This window comes from Enterococcus sp. DIV0210g, from assembly GCF_050559705.1.
In the GTDB taxonomy this organism is placed as follows: Bacteria; Bacillota; Bacilli; order Lactobacillales; family Enterococcaceae; genus Enterococcus_B; species Enterococcus_B faecalis_A.
Genome location: NZ_CP187903.1, coordinates 2,328,019 through 2,344,401, shown reverse-complemented (window position 1 = coordinate 2,344,401; position 16,383 = coordinate 2,328,019). Strand labels below are relative to the sequence as shown.

Here is a 16,383-nt window from a genome sequence, read left to right as displayed (position 1 = left end):
TCTCTTTTATAGTATGGTTTGTTTCTTATAAGCCTGATTCAATCAGGCGTTTTGCAACGTGATAATCTCCTTCATAAGGCACATCGACACCGTTGACTTTTTGATAAGGATCAACGCCTTTTCCGGCAATGATCACAGAATCTTCTGGAAGACTTTCCAGTAAAGCTTGTTCGATTGCTTTTGTTCGATCAATTTCGTAATTGATAACTAATTCATCATTTGTGACTGCCGCAGCAATTTCCTCTGCGATTTTCATTGGATCTTCAAAAGCTGGATCATCCGCTGTCAGATAAACAATATCTGCACCTTCTGATAACACTTTTCCAAAGTCTGCACGTCTAGAGATTGCTTTGTTTCCAGGACTGCCTAAAACAACGATGACGCGGCCTTCTGGATGTTCTTCTTTGGCAAAGTTCAGCAATGTTTTCAAACTTAGATAATTGTGCGCATAATCAACGTACACATGCGCGCCGTTTTTGCGTATCAGCTGATCCATGCGTCCGGGCACCCGTGCATTTTTCAATCCTTCTTGACTGTCCTCGATTGTTGCCCCGACTAGTGCAGCAGCAATCACAGCACTTGAAGCATTTTCTTGGTTAAAATCTCCTGCCAGCAAAATATCGTAGGTTCCATTGATTGGCAAACGAGAATCATGGGCAGTAATCGAGAAGGGATGAGATGGTCCGTCTAAAGAAGTCACTTGATACATACTGCCGTCTTCACGTCCGTAAGTGATGTATGGAATCACATTGATCTCTGCTGTTTCTTTCAATAAAGGAAAATGATCACTTTCATGGTGCAAGACTGCAATCCTTGAATTCAAGATTAGTTGACGTTTGCAATAGAAATAATCATCAAATGTCGGATGCTCGATTGGGCTGATATGATCTGGTGAGATATTTAGGAAAATCCCAACATCAAATGTCAGTCCGTAAACGCGCTGTGTTTTGTATGCTTGGGAAGAAACTTCCATCACTAAATGTGTCATACCATTCGCAGCCGCTTCAGCCATCATGCGATAAAGATCAAGTGACTCCGGTGTCGTTAGATTAGACTTGAAATAAGTCGTTCCATCAAGCGTTGTATTCATTGTTGAAAATAATGCTGTTTTCTTTTGGGTAGTCTGGTCTAAAATCGACTTCGTAAAATAAGCAGCAGTCGTTTTTCCTTTTGTTCCGGTAAAACCGATCAGCTTCATTTTATTTTGCGGGTAGTCATAAAAAGCCATCGCTAAAACTGCCATCGCTTTGCGGATATCTGTTACAATAATACCAGATGCTTTATTTTCATAAGGTTCTTCAGCTACATAAAAGCGTAAACCTTGCTCAATCGCTGAATCTAGGTATTCTTCTTTAAAATTCAACCCTTTGCAAAAAAATAAAGTAGAGGCATCTACTTGCCGTGAATCATAACTCAAGCGAGTGAAATTGAACGTTTCCGGCAATTCAAGATGCCAGCCTTGTTCAGAAACAAATTCCTTCAACAATTGTTCTTTTAACAGCAATTCACGGATATCTTCTAAAGTGAAACTCATTTAAACACCTCTCGTTTCATTGATAATAATTTATTATAGCATAGGGTCTGGGACATAAGTCAACCTGCTTCATGGCGAGGAAAAACAGCATCCATAAGGTTAAACGAAAGGCGAATATGCCTTGTTTATACAAGAAAACGAATTCTTTAAGAAAAATTATTCATTAAAATACCAGTAAAATAGATTGCCAGTTTCCATTTTTCCAATTAAAATGGGGATAATGTTTCGAAGAAAGTTGGGATCTCATCAGATGAATAGTCACAGACAACCAGCAACAGAAAAGTTAACAAATCAAGAAAAAATGGCTAGAGGTTCTGCCTGGATGACAGCCAGCAATATCTTATCACGCTTGCTCGGCGCTGTTTACATCATTCCTTGGTATGCTTGGATGGGCGAAAATGCCAAGGCGGCCAATGGTTTGTTCAATATGGGGTACAATATCTATGCGCTTTTTTTACTCGTTTCGACCGCAGGCATTCCTGCAGCAATCGCGAAGCAGACAGCACGTTATAATTCATTGAATGAATATGGTACTTCTCGAAAATTATTCATTCGAGCTTTGCAGATGATGGGGGGCTTGGGACTCGTATTTGCGTTATTTATGTACATAGCTTCACCGTGGCTGGCTCAAGCTTCAGGCGGCGGAGAAGAATTGATCCCGACCATGCGTTCATTAAGTATCGCGATTTTAGTTTTTCCTATCATGAGTGTTATCCGGGGATACTTCCAGGGAAATCAGGAGATGATGCCTTATGCGTTATCTCAGATCGTTGAGCAAATTGCTCGGATTTTTTATATGCTGCTTTCTACCTTCATTATCATGAAAGTAGTCCAAGGCGATTATGTCACAGCAGTCACTCATTCTACATTTGCTGCATTTATCGGGATGCTGGCAAGCTTGGGTGTACTTGTCTATTATTTACAAAAGCAAAAGCTCCGCATGGATGTATTTATTGAGCATAGTGCAGGAAAAATAACTGTCGAAACGAAAGAATTATTAATAGATACGATCAAAGAAGCGATTCCTTTCATCATCGTAGGATCAGGAGTCACGTTATTTAAATTGGTCGATCAGTTTACATTTATTCGGATCATGGGAAGTACTACGGATTATTCTAATGCACAGCTTTTAGATTTGTTTTCTATTTTCAGCGCCAATCCAGATAAATTGACAATGGTCGTGATTGCTTTAGCCACATCGATTGCCTATACAGGACTACCGCTGATCACCGAAGCGATTACTTTGAAAGACCGCCGCGGATTAGCAAAACTGACTAGTGATAATCTTCAGTTATTCTCATTTGTGATGTTTCCAGCAGCTTTCGGCATGATTTTGTTGGCGTATCCATTGAATACTTTATTTTATGCTCCAGACGCGTTAGGAAGCAGCGTGTTGGTCCAGGCAAGTTTTGCGGGTCTCTTTTTAGGACTTTATATGTTAGCGTCGAATATGCTTCAAGGGATGTTCGAAAATAAAGCAGCAATGAAATATCTTGGTGTTGGATTTTTGATCAAATTGATTCTTCAATATCCAGCAATCATGTTATTTGAAGTATATGGTCCATTGACTGCTACGATTATCGGTTTTGCTGTTTCTTGTTATTTGATACTAAGAAAAATGCAAAAAGTCGCTCGTTTCAAAGCATCGTTTGTTTTAAGAAGAACGTTGTTGATTTTTATTTTGTCGATGATCATGCTTGCAGCAGCTTTTATTGCCAAACAGTTTTTCGGATTATTTTTAAGCCAAGAAAGCAAATTCCAGTCCTTGCTTCTGGTTGTCTTTGTAGCAGGGATCGGCGGAGCTGTCTATGGCTATCTGGCATTGAAACTCCGCTTGGCAGAAAAATTATTAGGCAGCGGGATGGTTCGCCTGCGACATAAATTACGGATCAAGTAGAGGGGATACTATGCGTTTAGATAAATTTTTAGCTGCTTCAGGGTTAGGAAGCCGCAAAGAAGTCAAACAACTGATCAAAAAAGGACAAGTCCAAGTAAATGGAGAAGTTGTAAAAAGCGACAAATTCCAAATTGATGAAAATCAAGACAGTATTGTTGCAGATGGAGAACAGATTTTTTATCAGAAATATTTTTATTATGTTTTGCATAAACCAGATGGTGTCATTTCTGCTACTGTAGATAACTATGATCAGACGGTGGTTGATTTACTTTCAGATGAAGACTATCGGGAAGATTTGTTTCCTGTAGGCAGATTGGATAAGGACACAGAAGGGCTTTTAGTTTTGACAAATGACGGCGTGCTTGCGCATCAATTGCTTTCGCCCAAAAAACATGTGGAAAAAGAATACTATGCACTTGTTTCAGGAATCATGACAGAAGAAGATCAGCAGCTTTTTGCTGAAGGTGTGGCAATAGGCGACGAACAGGCAATGCCAGCAGAATTATTCATTGATGCGGTAGACACAGAAAATGATCAATCAGAAATTCGGCTGATTATCCACGAAGGAAAATTCCACCAAGTCAAACGGATGGTAAAAGCGGTCGGAAAAGAAGTCTTGTACTTGAAACGTTTGCGAATGGGCGCACTCACTCTGCCAGAGGATTTAGCAAAAGGAGAATACCGCCCGCTGACAGAAGACGAGTTGGCGAAATTGAAGGAACGTTGATCAACAGTTAAATTGAAAACAGAATAACCAAGAAAGCTTAGTTTCTAAAACAAACAGCACAAAAAGTGAGATATTTTTTGAGAAATGCTGATTGAAAAGAAGCTAAGCTTTTTTTGTGGATTTAGTTTTGGGAAATAGGGACTCTATATTTTGTATAGTTTTCCCTATACTTTGTTTATTTCTTATTTTAGTTGTAAGCGCTATTATTCAAGTGAAGAAGAAAGGAGTTTTCCCATGAAAAAAAGCACAGAACATTTTTTTCGGCAGCTTTGGCGATATAAAGCATTGACGCTCATGGCAGTTCCGGGTCTGATCTGGATGATTTTTTTCTTTTATATCCCAGTGTTAGCGAATGTCGTAGCGTTTAAAAATTTCCATATTTCTCCGGATGGGTTTATGGCTAGTTTGAAAGAAAGTCCTTGGGTAGGCTGGGACAATTTCAAATTTTTATTTGCCTCAGATCAAGCATTTTTGATTACAAAAAACACGATTTTGTATAATGCAGCATTTATTACACTTAATTTGATTATTTCTGTCGTTTTTGCCATCGTGATGAGTGAGATCAGAAACAAGCGGCTAGTCAAAGTCTATCAAACGATGTCGCTGCTTCCTTATTTTTTATCATGGGTCATTATCAGCTATTTTGTGTATGCTTTTCTAAGCCCAGATAAAGGGATTTTTAACCAATGGATAACAGGTCATGGAGGCACACCGATCAACTGGTATAATGAGCCGAAATATTGGCCGTTTATTCTTGTCTTTATTGGTACATGGAAAGGAATCGGATATAACAGTATTATTTATTTTGCTTCTGTCATGGGTATTGATCCTACATATTATGAGGCGGCAAAAGTAGATGGGGCAAGTAAATGGCAGCAAATCAAGCATGTAACGATCCCGCAATTGGTTCCATTGATGACGATCCTGACGATTTTGGCAGTCGGAAACATTTTCCGCGCAGATTTTGGCCTGTTTTTCAACATTCCTCGAAATTCCGGGGCGCTTTATGATGTCACACAGGTATTGGATACTTATATCTATAACGGCTTGACGGCTACGGGGGATTTTGGCATGACAGCTGCAGCAGGATTGTATCAATCGGTTGTAGGACTTTTACTTTTGTTGATCACGAATGCAGCAGCACGGCGGCTTGACAGCGACTCTGCATTGTTTTAAGGAGGAAGAAGATGAAGAAAAAAGTGGCGCATGTACAAGTGCGCGGATTTAATAGACCAATGAATATCTTCTCGAATATCATGATTGCTTTATTTGCGGTTTCTTGTATTTTGCCTTTTGTATTCGTCATAGTTATTTCTTTGACAAATGAGTCTTCTCTGGCAGTAAATGGTTATCGTTTTTGGCCGAAAGAATTCAGTACATTTGGCTACACGTATCTTTTTGACCAAATGCAGGCGAAAATCATCCAATCCTTGTTTGTAACGATTTTGGTGACAGTTGTAGGAACGCTGATCAATAGTACAGCGACTTCGCTTTATGCTTATGCGATCTCGCGTTCAAATTTTCCATTTCGCCGTTTTTTCACTGTAGTATGTTTGATTACGATGCTTTTTTCTCCAGGGATGGTGGCAAATTATTTAGTGATGACTAACTTGCTTCAGTTGAAAGATACGATTTGGGCGTTGATTTTGCCCATGGCAGTCAGTCCGTTCAATATCATTGTGATGCGAACATTTTTTAAACGTTCTGTTTCAGATTCGATTATTGAATCTGCACGGATCGATGGTGCAAGTGAGTTGAGGATTTTTATTCAAATCGTTTTACCGCTCGCAGTACCTGGAATTGCAACAATCAGTTTATTTGCTGCATTAGGTTATTGGAATGATTGGTTTAATGCACTTTTATATATCCAAGATGATAAACTTGTACCATTGCAGTATCTTTTGATGAAAATCCAAAGCAACATCCAATATCTGACCCAAAATTCAGGTGCCGGGAGCCAATTAGCTGGCGGTCTAGCTTCTGTTCCGGGAGAATCAGCGCGTATGGCAATCGTAGTGATTTCAACTCTTCCGATCGCGATTACTTATCCATTTTTCCAGAAACATTTTGTTAAAGGATTGACGATCGGCGGCGTGAAAGAATAGTTTCAACCAATAAAAGGGAGGAATGAAAGAAATGAAGTTATGGAAGAAGGCAGCGTTATTTGGGGTTTCGGCATTATTAACAGGAAGTTTGGCAGCATGCGGAAATTCAGACAAATCGAACAGCGCAGAGGCAAATGATGTGACAACACTGCAAATGTATCAAATTGGCGACAAACCTGAAAACTATGATAAATTATTGGAGATTGCCAATAAACGTATCGAAAAAGAGATGGGCGTAAAAGTCAATATCAACTATATCGGTTGGGGTGACTACGAGAAAAAAATGAATGTCATCATTTCTTCAGGAGAAAACTATGATATCGCTTTTGCGAATAATTACGTTTCGAATGCGCAAAAAGGTGCATTTGCTGATTTGACAGAACTTGCGCCTAAATATGCCAAAAAAGCCTATGATGACTTAGATGAAGCTTACATCAAAGGAAACCTGGTCAATGGAAAATTATATGCTTTTCCAGTCAATGGGAATGTTTTCGCACAACAAGTATTGACCTTTAACAAAGCACTTTTAGACAAATACAACTTATCTATTGATGGTATTGAATCTTATGCTGATGCAGAATCTGTACTAAAAGCTTTTCACGAAAAAGAACCAAATACAGCAGCTTTTGCTATCGGACAAGGGTTTAAAGTCCAAGGAGACTTCGATTATCCATTGGGGAATACTTTACCCTTTGCAGTCGACTTGAACGGAGACAAAACAAAAATCATCAATCAATATGAGAATGAAGACTATATTAATTTATTACGAACAATGCACAGCTGGTATCAAGCAGGACTTATTCCTAAAGATGCGGCGACAAGCAACCGCGATTATCCTTTAGAAGGCAATACTTGGCTTATGCGAGGAGAAACACAAGGACCTTATGATTATGGTGATACGATTTTGACGAATGCAGCAAACCAGGAACTTGTTTCTAAATCCATCACCGTTCCATTGAAATCAACGGCACAAGCACAGATGGCCAATTTTGTTGTTTCGAATACATCGAAAAACAAAGAAAAAGCAGTCGAATTTTTAGGATTGCTGAATAGCGATGCAGAACTATTGAACGGCTTAGTATGGGGTGTCGAAGGAGAGGCTTGGGAAAAATTGCCAGATGCGGAAGATAAAATCAAATTATTAGACGGCTACAAGCCGAATAATCATATGGCAGCGTGGAATACTGGGAATAATCGTATCTTATATACGCAAGATTCTATTACCGATGAAATGATCGAAAAAAGAGATCAATCAATCGAAGAGGCAGAAACTTCTCCTATTTTAGGATTCAGCTTCAATACAGACAGCGTCAAAACAGAAATCAGTAATATCTCGAATGTGATGAGCCAATATCTGGATGGCGTGAATACAGGAACTGTTGACCCGGACGAAACACTGCCTAAATTAAATGAAGCATTGCAAAAAGCCGGTTATGAGAAAGTATTGAAAGAGATGCAGCGTCAATTCGATGAGTTTCAAGCAAGTGCTTGATCATTAACAGACAGAACGTTTCTGTCTCAAGGACAATGTGGCAAATCACTTGTTTTTTGAGGTAGGAAGGTTCTGTCTTTATTTTTATTTCTGTATAATCTCAAGTGAAGGATGGTGGTAAAAAATGGCAGGTAAAGCATTAGAAACTCTTTTTATACGTATTTGGACAATCGTCAAACTTTCGCTTTTTTTCTGGCTGTTCAGCAGTATAGGAGCAATTATTTTCGGGGTAGGGCCAGCGTGGATGACCGTTAATGCGCTGTTTTTTGAATGCGGTTTCGAACCAAAAGAAATGTCATTTGGAAAAAGCTGGAAGATATATAAAGAAACATTTATCCGCAGCAATCAATTTTTTGGTCTTTTTGTACTTTTTTCTCTGCTGCTCATTTACAATTTATATCTTTCGCTTCAAATCAAAGGCTTAGCTTTTTTGATGGTCGATTTTATACTGTTGTTTACAATGGCCTATGGCTGGACAGCGTTTCATCAAGGGGTTATTTTAGCGTGTCAATATGAAATGTCTTTTACTGATTTATTGAAGCTAAGTGTGATCTCAAGTTTTTCTGATTTTGGTGCTTTTTTGAAGATCATTATTGGAAATGGGGTGCTTTTCTGGTTTACCTGGCAATACAAAGGCTTGATTTTGTTTGGTTTTGCTGGCTTAGTTGTTATTTGGAATCAATTTGCAGTCAAAAAGTGGCTGGTTGAATTAGATAGGCGTTTGGAAAATTATGAGTAAAAATCCATTTCGTATTTTGTTTTCTAAAGGTACACTGTTGAATCGGCTGTTGAGAAAATATGCGTTTGTCATGCTTTCTTTAACCACGATTGCCGCAGTAATCATCAGTATGCATACGTGGCGCCAAAATCAAAGACAGGCAGAAAATGCTGCCAAAGAAGGCCTTGCAGACGACAAGCAGAATGCTGGATGACAAAACGACACTGAGCAGGATCATTAAAGACCAGCTTTTGGGAAATACGGACAAAATCGAAAATGTAACGACGTATTTGACAAAACCAATCGATGAGTATTTGATGTACCTTTATCAGCAGCAGAATGAATCGAAAGATCTGCTTTCTTTTTCGAATCAAATCAAAGATATGTACGTGGACTATGAAGAGCTTCAGACGATTTACATTGTGTTGAACCAAGTGCCGGAGTACTTTGAATCTTCTATTTACCATAAAGGCGGTTCAATAAAAAAAGGAACACCTGACTTGATGAATGCTTTTTATATAAAGATGCCGATCACGCAAGGAGGAAGTGAACTGGGCAGTTTGTTTGTAGGATTCCAAAAAAAGAACTTGGAGAGCAGTCTAGAAAATTTGAATACATTCGGCGGTCTGTCCCTTTATATGATTTCAGGAACGGCCAATCGTTTGTACACATTTCATGACAGTGGAATAACGAAACGCAAGATCGATCAACAGGAAAAAGCAGTCACATCAGGATTGCAAAAGAATTCTAGTCTGCCTATTGAAACTTTCTCTGATCAAAATATCGTGCAATATCAGAAATTGACTGGTGAATATCGGATACTCGCATTACTAGACAGACAAAAATTGACGAGTGAAACCCTTAAAAACTTAGCACCATTGATCGTTGGGGTTATTTTATTGGATAACTTGCTGCTGCTTTTTTTGTACCAAACCTTTAAACGCTACTCGCAGCAAATTGAGATTATTATGCATGAAATGTCAGAAACCTCTAAAGGAAATCTTGACACGCGGATCGACTTGGATCAGACGGAATATGAGCTGCGTGACCTTTCAGAAGGAATTAATCACATGCTGGATAGTCTTGATCGTTATGTAGAAGATATCTATAAATTAAAAATCAAACAACAAGATGCGCATATGCGCGCGCTTCAAGCGCAGATCAATCCACATTTTTTGTACAATACATTAGAATATATTCGAATGTACGCGCTGAGTGAGGGGAGCGAAGAATTAGCTGATGTCGTTTATGCGTTCTCCGCACTTTTGCGAAACAACATAACGCAGGAACAGACAACGACGTTAGCAGAAGAATTAAGTTTTTGCGAAAAGTATGTCTATCTTTATCAAATGCGGTATCCGAATCGTGTCGCGTATCACTTTACCATTGAGCCGGCATTAAAGGATCTGCAGCTGCCTAAATTTGCTATTCAGCCGCTAGTAGAAAACTATTTTAAACATGGGATCGATTTTACTCGCCATGATAATGCTTTGAGTGTTAAAGCTTATTGTGAACAAAATAAAGTTGTTATCCAAATCAAAGATAATGGGAAAGGCATAACAGAAGAACAACTGCAGCTGATTGAACAGCGCCTGGCCGATCCTAAAAGGCAGACGAATCAATCTATTGGTATCCAAAATGTCTATGAACGGCTGCATGCTTATTTTGGGAAAAGCTGTGAACTGCAATTGTATAACAACAAAGAAGGTGGATTGACAATTCAGATTACTTTTAGAAAGGTGGAGGCTGGGCATGTATAGCGTGTTATTAGTAGATGATGAATACATGATTTTGAATGGACTGAAAAAAATCGTGGATTGGCAAGCATTGGGATTTGAAGTGACAGCTGTGGCAGAAAGTGCGTTGGCGGGATTGGCTGCTATGGAAAAAAACAGCATCGATCTTGTGATCACAGATGTTACCATGCCGGAAATAAATGGCTTGGAATTTATTGAAGCAGCCCAGAAAGAGCAGCAGTATTTTGAATTTATTATTTTATCCGGTTATCAAAAATTCGATTATTTAAAAAGCGGGCTGCAGCTTGGAGCAGTCAATTACCTAATGAAACCAGTCAATAAAATCGAATTGATCGATAGTTTGACAAAAGTGAAACATCGTTTAGACCAGCGAAAAAAACAGAAAAACCAGCAGGAAATTTATCAAGAAGTCTTGTTCAGTCAGTGGTTGAATGAAGAACTAGATGAAGAAAGCGAAGAAGAATTGATGCGGTCGATCTGCACCAATCAAAGTTATCGCATATTGCTAGCTCAGATTCCTCGAGAAGAAGAACAGCCGATCTTGAATTGGCTTAAGGACAACAAGGAAAAGTTTTACTATCAGCGAAATTACGGTGAACAGCAAGTATTCACGATTTTGTTGTCTAAACGACAAGCAGAATGTTTTTGTCGTGATTTTTCAGAAGTTGCTCATAAAGAAAATTGGCTGATCAGTGTAGGAGAGGAAACAGAAGATATCGATCAGCTGCCAGAAACCTACCAGCGTGCCAAGGATAATCTGAAACTGCATCAATTTTACGGGGAAAGACAGTGCAGGATCTTTTACTCTACTATTGAACGTTTGGATGATCAGACAATCGATTTTCTTGCATTCAGTCGTGCTCTTCAAAAGAAACAAATCGATTATGCAGAAAAAATGATCCATGAATTTTTTGATCAGTTTCATTCTTTCGCATTCGCCCCTGAAGATGTCCGTCATTTCACTTTCTTGCTTTTAATGGATGTGCAGCGGGAATTAGCAAATTTGGAAGATGAAGAATACTTGAAAGGTATTCAGTGTATCAATCAAGCGGAAACGGTCCATGAGCTGCAAGAATTGATTCTTTCGCTTTTAAAAAGACAGCAGGCGCAAAAAGCATATAGTAAAAATGTCAAAAATGTACTGGATATTTTGCATGAACAGTATCAAGAGGCTTTGACACTTAAGAATGTTGCTGAAACCCTTCATTTGAATGTGATGTACTTAGGCCAGCTATTCAAAAAAGAAACAAAGAAAAGTTTTTCTGCTTATTTGAATCATTTTCGGATAGAGCAAGCAAAATGGCTTCTTTTGCATAGTGAGAAAAATGTCAATGAAATAGCCAATGAAGTAGGCTATACGAATACGACTTACTTTTCCAGACTCTTTAAAAAACTTACTGGACAAACACCAAAAGATTTTCGTGATTCTTTCTAGTTAGTAAAACAAGCGGATAAAAAATGCAGCAAATGCCCACCTGTACAACGAACGGAATACGTGTATAGGTGGGTTTTTTTACTATTTTTCCAAATTTTTAGTGACTGAATAAGGTTTTTCTTTGCTTTCAAAAGCTTCTGGATTAGGGACGATCCCCAAATGATAGTGGATCGATCCGCCTTTTAACAAATCATCATGGGTGAAAAAAAGTTTGCGGTAAATCTCGTCATTTCGTTTGATTTGATGGATAAATTGTTGTTGCGGCTGATTTGGTGCAGCAGTGATCTGCAACTTTTTATTATTTGAGAATGTTAAAGTCATCTTATCCATCAACGGCAATCCAATCACATATTCGCCTGTACCGGGAGTAACTGGATAAAAGCCCATCGCATTAAAAAGAAACCAGCCCGCCATGCTGCCGTTATCTTCATCACCAGGGTAGCCCGAGACAGAATGATCAAACGCTTGCGTCATCAATTGTTTCAAAAGCGGCTGTGCCATTTCTGGCTGGTCAAGATAAGTGAATAGGTAAGGAAAATGAAAACTAGGTTGATTAGAAATCGCCAACTGGCCAAATTCCATTGCCGCCATTTCGCTCATTTCATGGATTTCCATCCCATAACCGCCAACTGAAAAATAAGGAGCTTGATTACAAAGTTTGATCAATTGTTTCTTAAATGCTTCTTGCGAGGTTAATTGGATCAGTCCATTGAAATCATGATAAACGGCAAAACTGCTTTGCCATGCGCTTCCTTCTGCGTAATCCGTTCCCCACCGAATCGGGTCAAATTCTTTTCTGAACTGGTCTTGTTTGTCTTTTCCTCGCATAAAGCCAGTTTCGTTATCAAAGATTTTTTGATAATTAAGGGAGCGTGTTCGATACTTTTCTTTTTCAAAAGCTGCATCGAGTACCTCGGCGACTTGGCTGATACAAAAGTCGCTATAAGCATAATCCAATGTATGGTTTACTGATTCATGATGAGTAATAGGAACATAACCATGTTTTAAATAATCTTTGGTTCCTTGTCGTCCATAGTTTTCTTTTTCGCTAGGAATTTCTGCACCTTTTATCATTGCTTCTAAAAACTCAGACATTAAATCTGTTCGTATCCCTTTTACCGCAGCATCTGCAATCACTGCATCAATCAAAGTACCAGGCATCATTCCTCGTTCATCTGGTGAAAGCCATTTTGGCAAATAACCTGTTTCATAATAGCTGTTCAAGAAACCTTCCAAAATTTCTTCGTATTTTTCTTGGGCAAAAAGAGAAAAGAAAGGATAAACAGTTTTGTAAGTATCCCAAAATCCGTTATTTGTGTACAACACTCCTGGTTGGATCGATCTGCTTATCGTATCATAATGATATTTTTTCCCATTTCGATCGGTTTCATAAAAGGTTTGCGGAAAAAGAAACACACGATAAAGATTATGATAAAACGTCTTTGTTTGTGCCAGATCATGGTGTTCTATTTGGATTTTGTCAAAATAAGTTTGCCATTCTTGAATCGTGTTTGCCAATCGTTCTTCAGCAGAAAACTGCTTTTCTTGTTCCAAATGATAGGCCGCTTGTTCCAGACTTAAAAAAGAAGTGCCTAGACGAATGTTCTGATAGCGTTCTTGTCCGAAATCTAAACTCAAAAAGCCATCTTCACCAGTGTATATTTTTAAATCATTATAGAAAGCCTTTTCAAAATGGAGCGAAAAATAAAAAGAAAAATTGGGATCTTCGCAACCAGAAAAATTGATGATTTTTCCTTGTAAGGTATGTGGATCAATCAATTCTATTTCATAACGACCAGGAAGAGTGAGGACCAGACCATTTTTTTGCTGTGTATAACGAATGACAAGGTTGGCACCATACATGCTAGGAAATAGCGAAGAATGAATACCATAACGTAATTGAGTCAAAGATAACTGACAAGGCTGAAAAATACTTTCTTCTGGACGATAAGAACTCTGGACCTGTGAAAGTGTGTGTTCTTTAAATGAACCGCTGACAGGGGTAAGAAGCAAATGACTAAAATCCCCCATCCAAGGGCTTGGCTGATGCGTCAAACGATACCCTTGGAAGATGCGGTCTTCTGGATGGAACCACCAGCTTCCTCGTTGATCAGAAGTCTGCGGGGCAAAATAATTCATACCAAATGGCACGCCTGTGTAGGGCAGGCAATTGCCATTTGAAAATTGAGGCTGATTCGCTGTTCCGTGACGAGTATCAATCTCTTGGATGTTCATGTTTTCTCTCCTTTACAGTTTGTCTTTTGATTAGTGAAACCGGGACATTGGTGTCGGTAATGTCGATTTCTCCGTTGATGAGTGCAATTAGTTTTTCTCCAGCAAGTGAACCTAATTGTTCGAAGTCTTGTGCAATCGTTGTTAAAGGCGGATCAATCAATGCTGCAGCCTGGATGTCATCAAAACCGACAATAGAAAAATCTTCTGGAAAAGAGTAGCCGGACTTTTTCAAACGATTGATTGTTTGGATAGCTGTCAGGTCATTTTCGCAGACAAAAGCTGTTGTGTTATTTTGCTGAATAGAATTGATAAATTCCTGGGTTTCAATAAAATAATCATCTAATGAAGTATGAACGTCTATTTTTGCATTATTCAATGCTTGCAAGTATCCCAGATAGCGCTGTCTGACAGACTGTGGATGTTCTTTGCTTCCGAAAAGATAAGCAATATTTTTATGTCCATTTTGGATCAAATATTCTGTTGCTATTTTTCCGCCATTTAAGTTGTCAGAAAGTACGGCAGGAAAGTCTAATTCATAGATTTTTTTATCTAAAATAACTACAGGGAATCTTTTCAAAGAAAGCTCAAATAAAAGTGCCAGATGCTGCTCTGTTTGAAGGGGATAGTAAATCAAACCATCGAATTCGTTCATGATATCCTGAGCGGTTTTCCCCTCTAAAAAATCTAAGGTCATCATCATGACATCGAATTGCTGTTTTTTCATGACAGGATTTAAACCATCAGTGAAGTTTCCGACAGAAAGATCATTCAAAAACGGAAGTAAAAACAAAATCCGCTTTGACCCGATTTCTTTGTGATTTTCTTGGGCATTCGCTTTGACGAAACTTCCTTTGCCTCGTAATCGGTAAATAAGACCTGCCTGTTCAAGTTCAGTCAACGCACGCTTCGAAGTGATCCTGCTTACTTGATATTGTTCGGATAACTCTTTTTCTGTAGGAACTTGGCTATCTACAGGAAGCGTACCGTTTAATATGGCAGTATGAAGATCTGTAAATATTTTTTTATATAATGGTTGGTTCATTGTTTCCACCTCTTAATGATATATCATATTTTAATAATACCATAAACTTAGTAAAAGAAAAGAAAAATAAATATTTTTGAAAGCGTAGACAAAATTTATACAGAGCTATATAATGTTTATGATATATCAAATAGAAGGGGTGAAACAAAAATGGTTTATAAAGATATACCAAATTCAGTGGAATCATTTATGGTGGAAATAACAAAAAAATGCGGTACACACCATGCTGCATGGGCAGAAAACTTTAATGCAGGATTTGCGAATACATTGCTGACAACAGTGAAACGGCATGCTGATGGAACGACTTTCTTACTTACGGGAGACATTCCAGCAATGTGGCTGAGAGATTCCACCGCACAAGTCCGACCTTATCTTGTTTTAGCAAAAGAGGATGAAGATTTAGGAAATATGATTTGCGGATTGATAAGAAAACAGTTCTTTTATATCAACATTGATCCATATGCAAATGCATTTAATGAAGAAGCGAATGGGGCTGGGCATCAAAAAGACCACACAACAATGAACGACTGGATCTGGGAGAGAAAGTATGAGATCGATTCGCTTTGCTATCCAGTCCAGCTCGCGTATCTTTTTTACAAAAATACTGGCCGCACGGATCACTTTGATGAAACATTTAAAAACGGTGTTCGAAAAATCATCAAAGTATTCAAAACAGAACAAAATCATCAACAATCCTCTTATTCATTTGTCCGAGAAACAACGCGATTTGAAGACACATTGGTCAATGATGGGAAAGGTGCAGAAGTAGTGCAAACTGGTTTGACATGGTCAGGATTCCGACCAAGTGATGATGCGTGTATCTATGGGTATTTGATTCCTTCGAATATGTTTGCAGTTGTTATCTTAGAGTACATCGAGGAGCTGTTTCTATCTGTGGTGAAAGATGAAGCTTTGGCAAAAGAAGCCGAAAGTTTAAGAAAACAGATTCAAGCAGGGATTGAACAGCATGGAATCATTGCAAATAAAGCTGGAGAAGAGGTCTATGCTTATGAAGTAGATGGTCAAGGAAATGCCGTATTGATGGACGACAGCAATGTACCCAATTTGTTATCGGCTCCTTATCTAGGCTATGGGACAAATGAAGAACGGATTTATCAGCAAACGCGAAAAACGTTATTGAGCAAAGAAAATCCCTATTTTTATGAAGGAAAGTACGCAAAAGGAATCGGTTCTTCTCATACACCAAAAAGCTATATCTGGCCGATTGCTTTAGCGATGGAAGGATTGACTGCCTCTGACAAAAAAGAAAAAGAACGGATTCTTGATTTGCTGACAGCGACAGATGCTGGGACAAAAATGATGCACGAAGGCTTTGATGTAAATGACCCAAATCAATATACACGTGAATGGTTTTCGTGGGCAAATATGATGTTTTGTGAATTAGTCATGGATTATTTTGATATCCGAGTGAAGAAATAGG

At 38.6% G+C, this 16,383-nt stretch carries 11 protein-coding genes and 1 pseudogene; 9 read left to right on the top strand and 3 right to left on the bottom strand.

The window, feature by feature from the left end; translation table 11 throughout:
- Positions 1 to 25: 25 nt before the first annotated feature.
- Positions 26 to 1,534 carry a UDP-N-acetylmuramoyl-L-alanyl-D-glutamate--L-lysine ligase gene (locus IGI64_RS11185; protein ID WP_429940591.1) on the bottom strand — a complete coding sequence of 503 codons (1,509 nt, stop codon included), beginning with the start codon at positions 1,532 to 1,534 and terminating at the stop codon, positions 26 to 28.
- A 250-nt stretch (positions 1,535 to 1,784) separates the two neighbouring features.
- Here IGI64_RS11185 and IGI64_RS11180 point away from each other — a divergent pair, with 250 nt between their 5' ends.
- The 8 genes and pseudogenes from IGI64_RS11180 to IGI64_RS11145 all read left to right on the top strand — a co-directional run bounded on the left by IGI64_RS11180 (position 1,785) and on the right by IGI64_RS11145 (position 11,665).
- A complete protein-coding gene (locus IGI64_RS11180) occupies positions 1,785 to 3,431 on the top strand; it encodes a polysaccharide biosynthesis protein (protein ID WP_034862737.1) in 1,647 nt (548 codons plus the stop codon).
- Positions 3,432 to 3,441: 10 nt separating this feature from the next.
- Positions 3,442 to 4,158 (top strand): pseudouridine synthase, encoded by a 717-nt coding sequence (locus IGI64_RS11175; protein ID WP_429940590.1) that lies wholly within the window; start codon positions 3,442 to 3,444, stop codon positions 4,156 to 4,158.
- A 234-nt stretch (positions 4,159 to 4,392) separates the two neighbouring features.
- Complete coding sequence (locus IGI64_RS11170) at positions 4,393 to 5,334, top strand: ABC transporter permease (protein ID WP_429940589.1); 942 nt, start codon at positions 4,393 to 4,395, stop codon at positions 5,332 to 5,334.
- A gap of 11 nt (positions 5,335 to 5,345) precedes the next feature.
- Positions 5,346 to 6,263, top strand: coding sequence for a carbohydrate ABC transporter permease (locus IGI64_RS11165; RefSeq protein WP_016624922.1), 918 nt, complete (start codon positions 5,346 to 5,348; stop codon positions 6,261 to 6,263).
- Positions 6,264 to 6,294: 31 nt separating this feature from the next.
- Positions 6,295 to 7,755: an ABC transporter substrate-binding protein gene (locus IGI64_RS11160; protein ID WP_429940588.1), complete on the top strand. Its 1,461-nt coding sequence runs from the start codon at positions 6,295 to 6,297 to the stop codon at positions 7,753 to 7,755.
- A gap of 124 nt (positions 7,756 to 7,879) precedes the next feature.
- On the top strand, positions 7,880 to 8,494 hold the full coding sequence (locus IGI64_RS11155) for a YesL family protein (protein ID WP_429940587.1): 615 nt from the start codon (positions 7,880 to 7,882) through the stop codon (positions 8,492 to 8,494).
- Positions 8,487 to 10,233 (top strand): annotated as a pseudogene (locus IGI64_RS11150) (sensor histidine kinase). The gene IGI64_RS11155 and the pseudogene IGI64_RS11150 overlap by 8 nt, the downstream one beginning before the upstream one ends.
- On the top strand, positions 10,226 to 11,665 hold the full coding sequence (locus tag IGI64_RS11145) for a response regulator transcription factor (RefSeq protein ID WP_429940586.1): 1,440 nt from the start codon (positions 10,226 to 10,228) through the stop codon (positions 11,663 to 11,665). The pseudogene IGI64_RS11150 and the gene IGI64_RS11145 overlap by 8 nt, the downstream one beginning before the upstream one ends.
- 81 nt (positions 11,666 to 11,746) lie before the next feature.
- On the opposite strand, the gene IGI64_RS11140 is transcribed toward IGI64_RS11145, so the two are convergent.
- Together IGI64_RS11140 and IGI64_RS11135 are read right to left on the bottom strand one after the other, a co-directional pair.
- Positions 11,747 to 13,900 (bottom strand): GH92 family glycosyl hydrolase, encoded by a 2,154-nt coding sequence (locus IGI64_RS11140; protein WP_429940585.1) that lies wholly within the window; start codon positions 13,898 to 13,900, stop codon positions 11,747 to 11,749.
- The gene (locus IGI64_RS11135; RefSeq protein WP_429940584.1) at positions 13,881 to 14,942 is read right to left on the bottom strand and encodes a GntR family transcriptional regulator; all 1,062 of its coding nucleotides are present in this window, start codon (positions 14,940 to 14,942) and stop codon (positions 13,881 to 13,883) included. Before IGI64_RS11135 ends, IGI64_RS11140 begins: the two co-directional genes overlap by 20 nt.
- Before the next feature lie 150 nt (positions 14,943 to 15,092).
- Here IGI64_RS11135 and IGI64_RS11130 point away from each other — a divergent pair, with 150 nt between their 5' ends.
- The gene (locus IGI64_RS11130) at positions 15,093 to 16,382 is read left to right on the top strand and encodes a glycoside hydrolase family 125 protein (RefSeq protein ID WP_429940583.1); all 1,290 of its coding nucleotides are present in this window, start codon (positions 15,093 to 15,095) and stop codon (positions 16,380 to 16,382) included.
- Position 16,383: the final 1 nt, after the last annotated feature.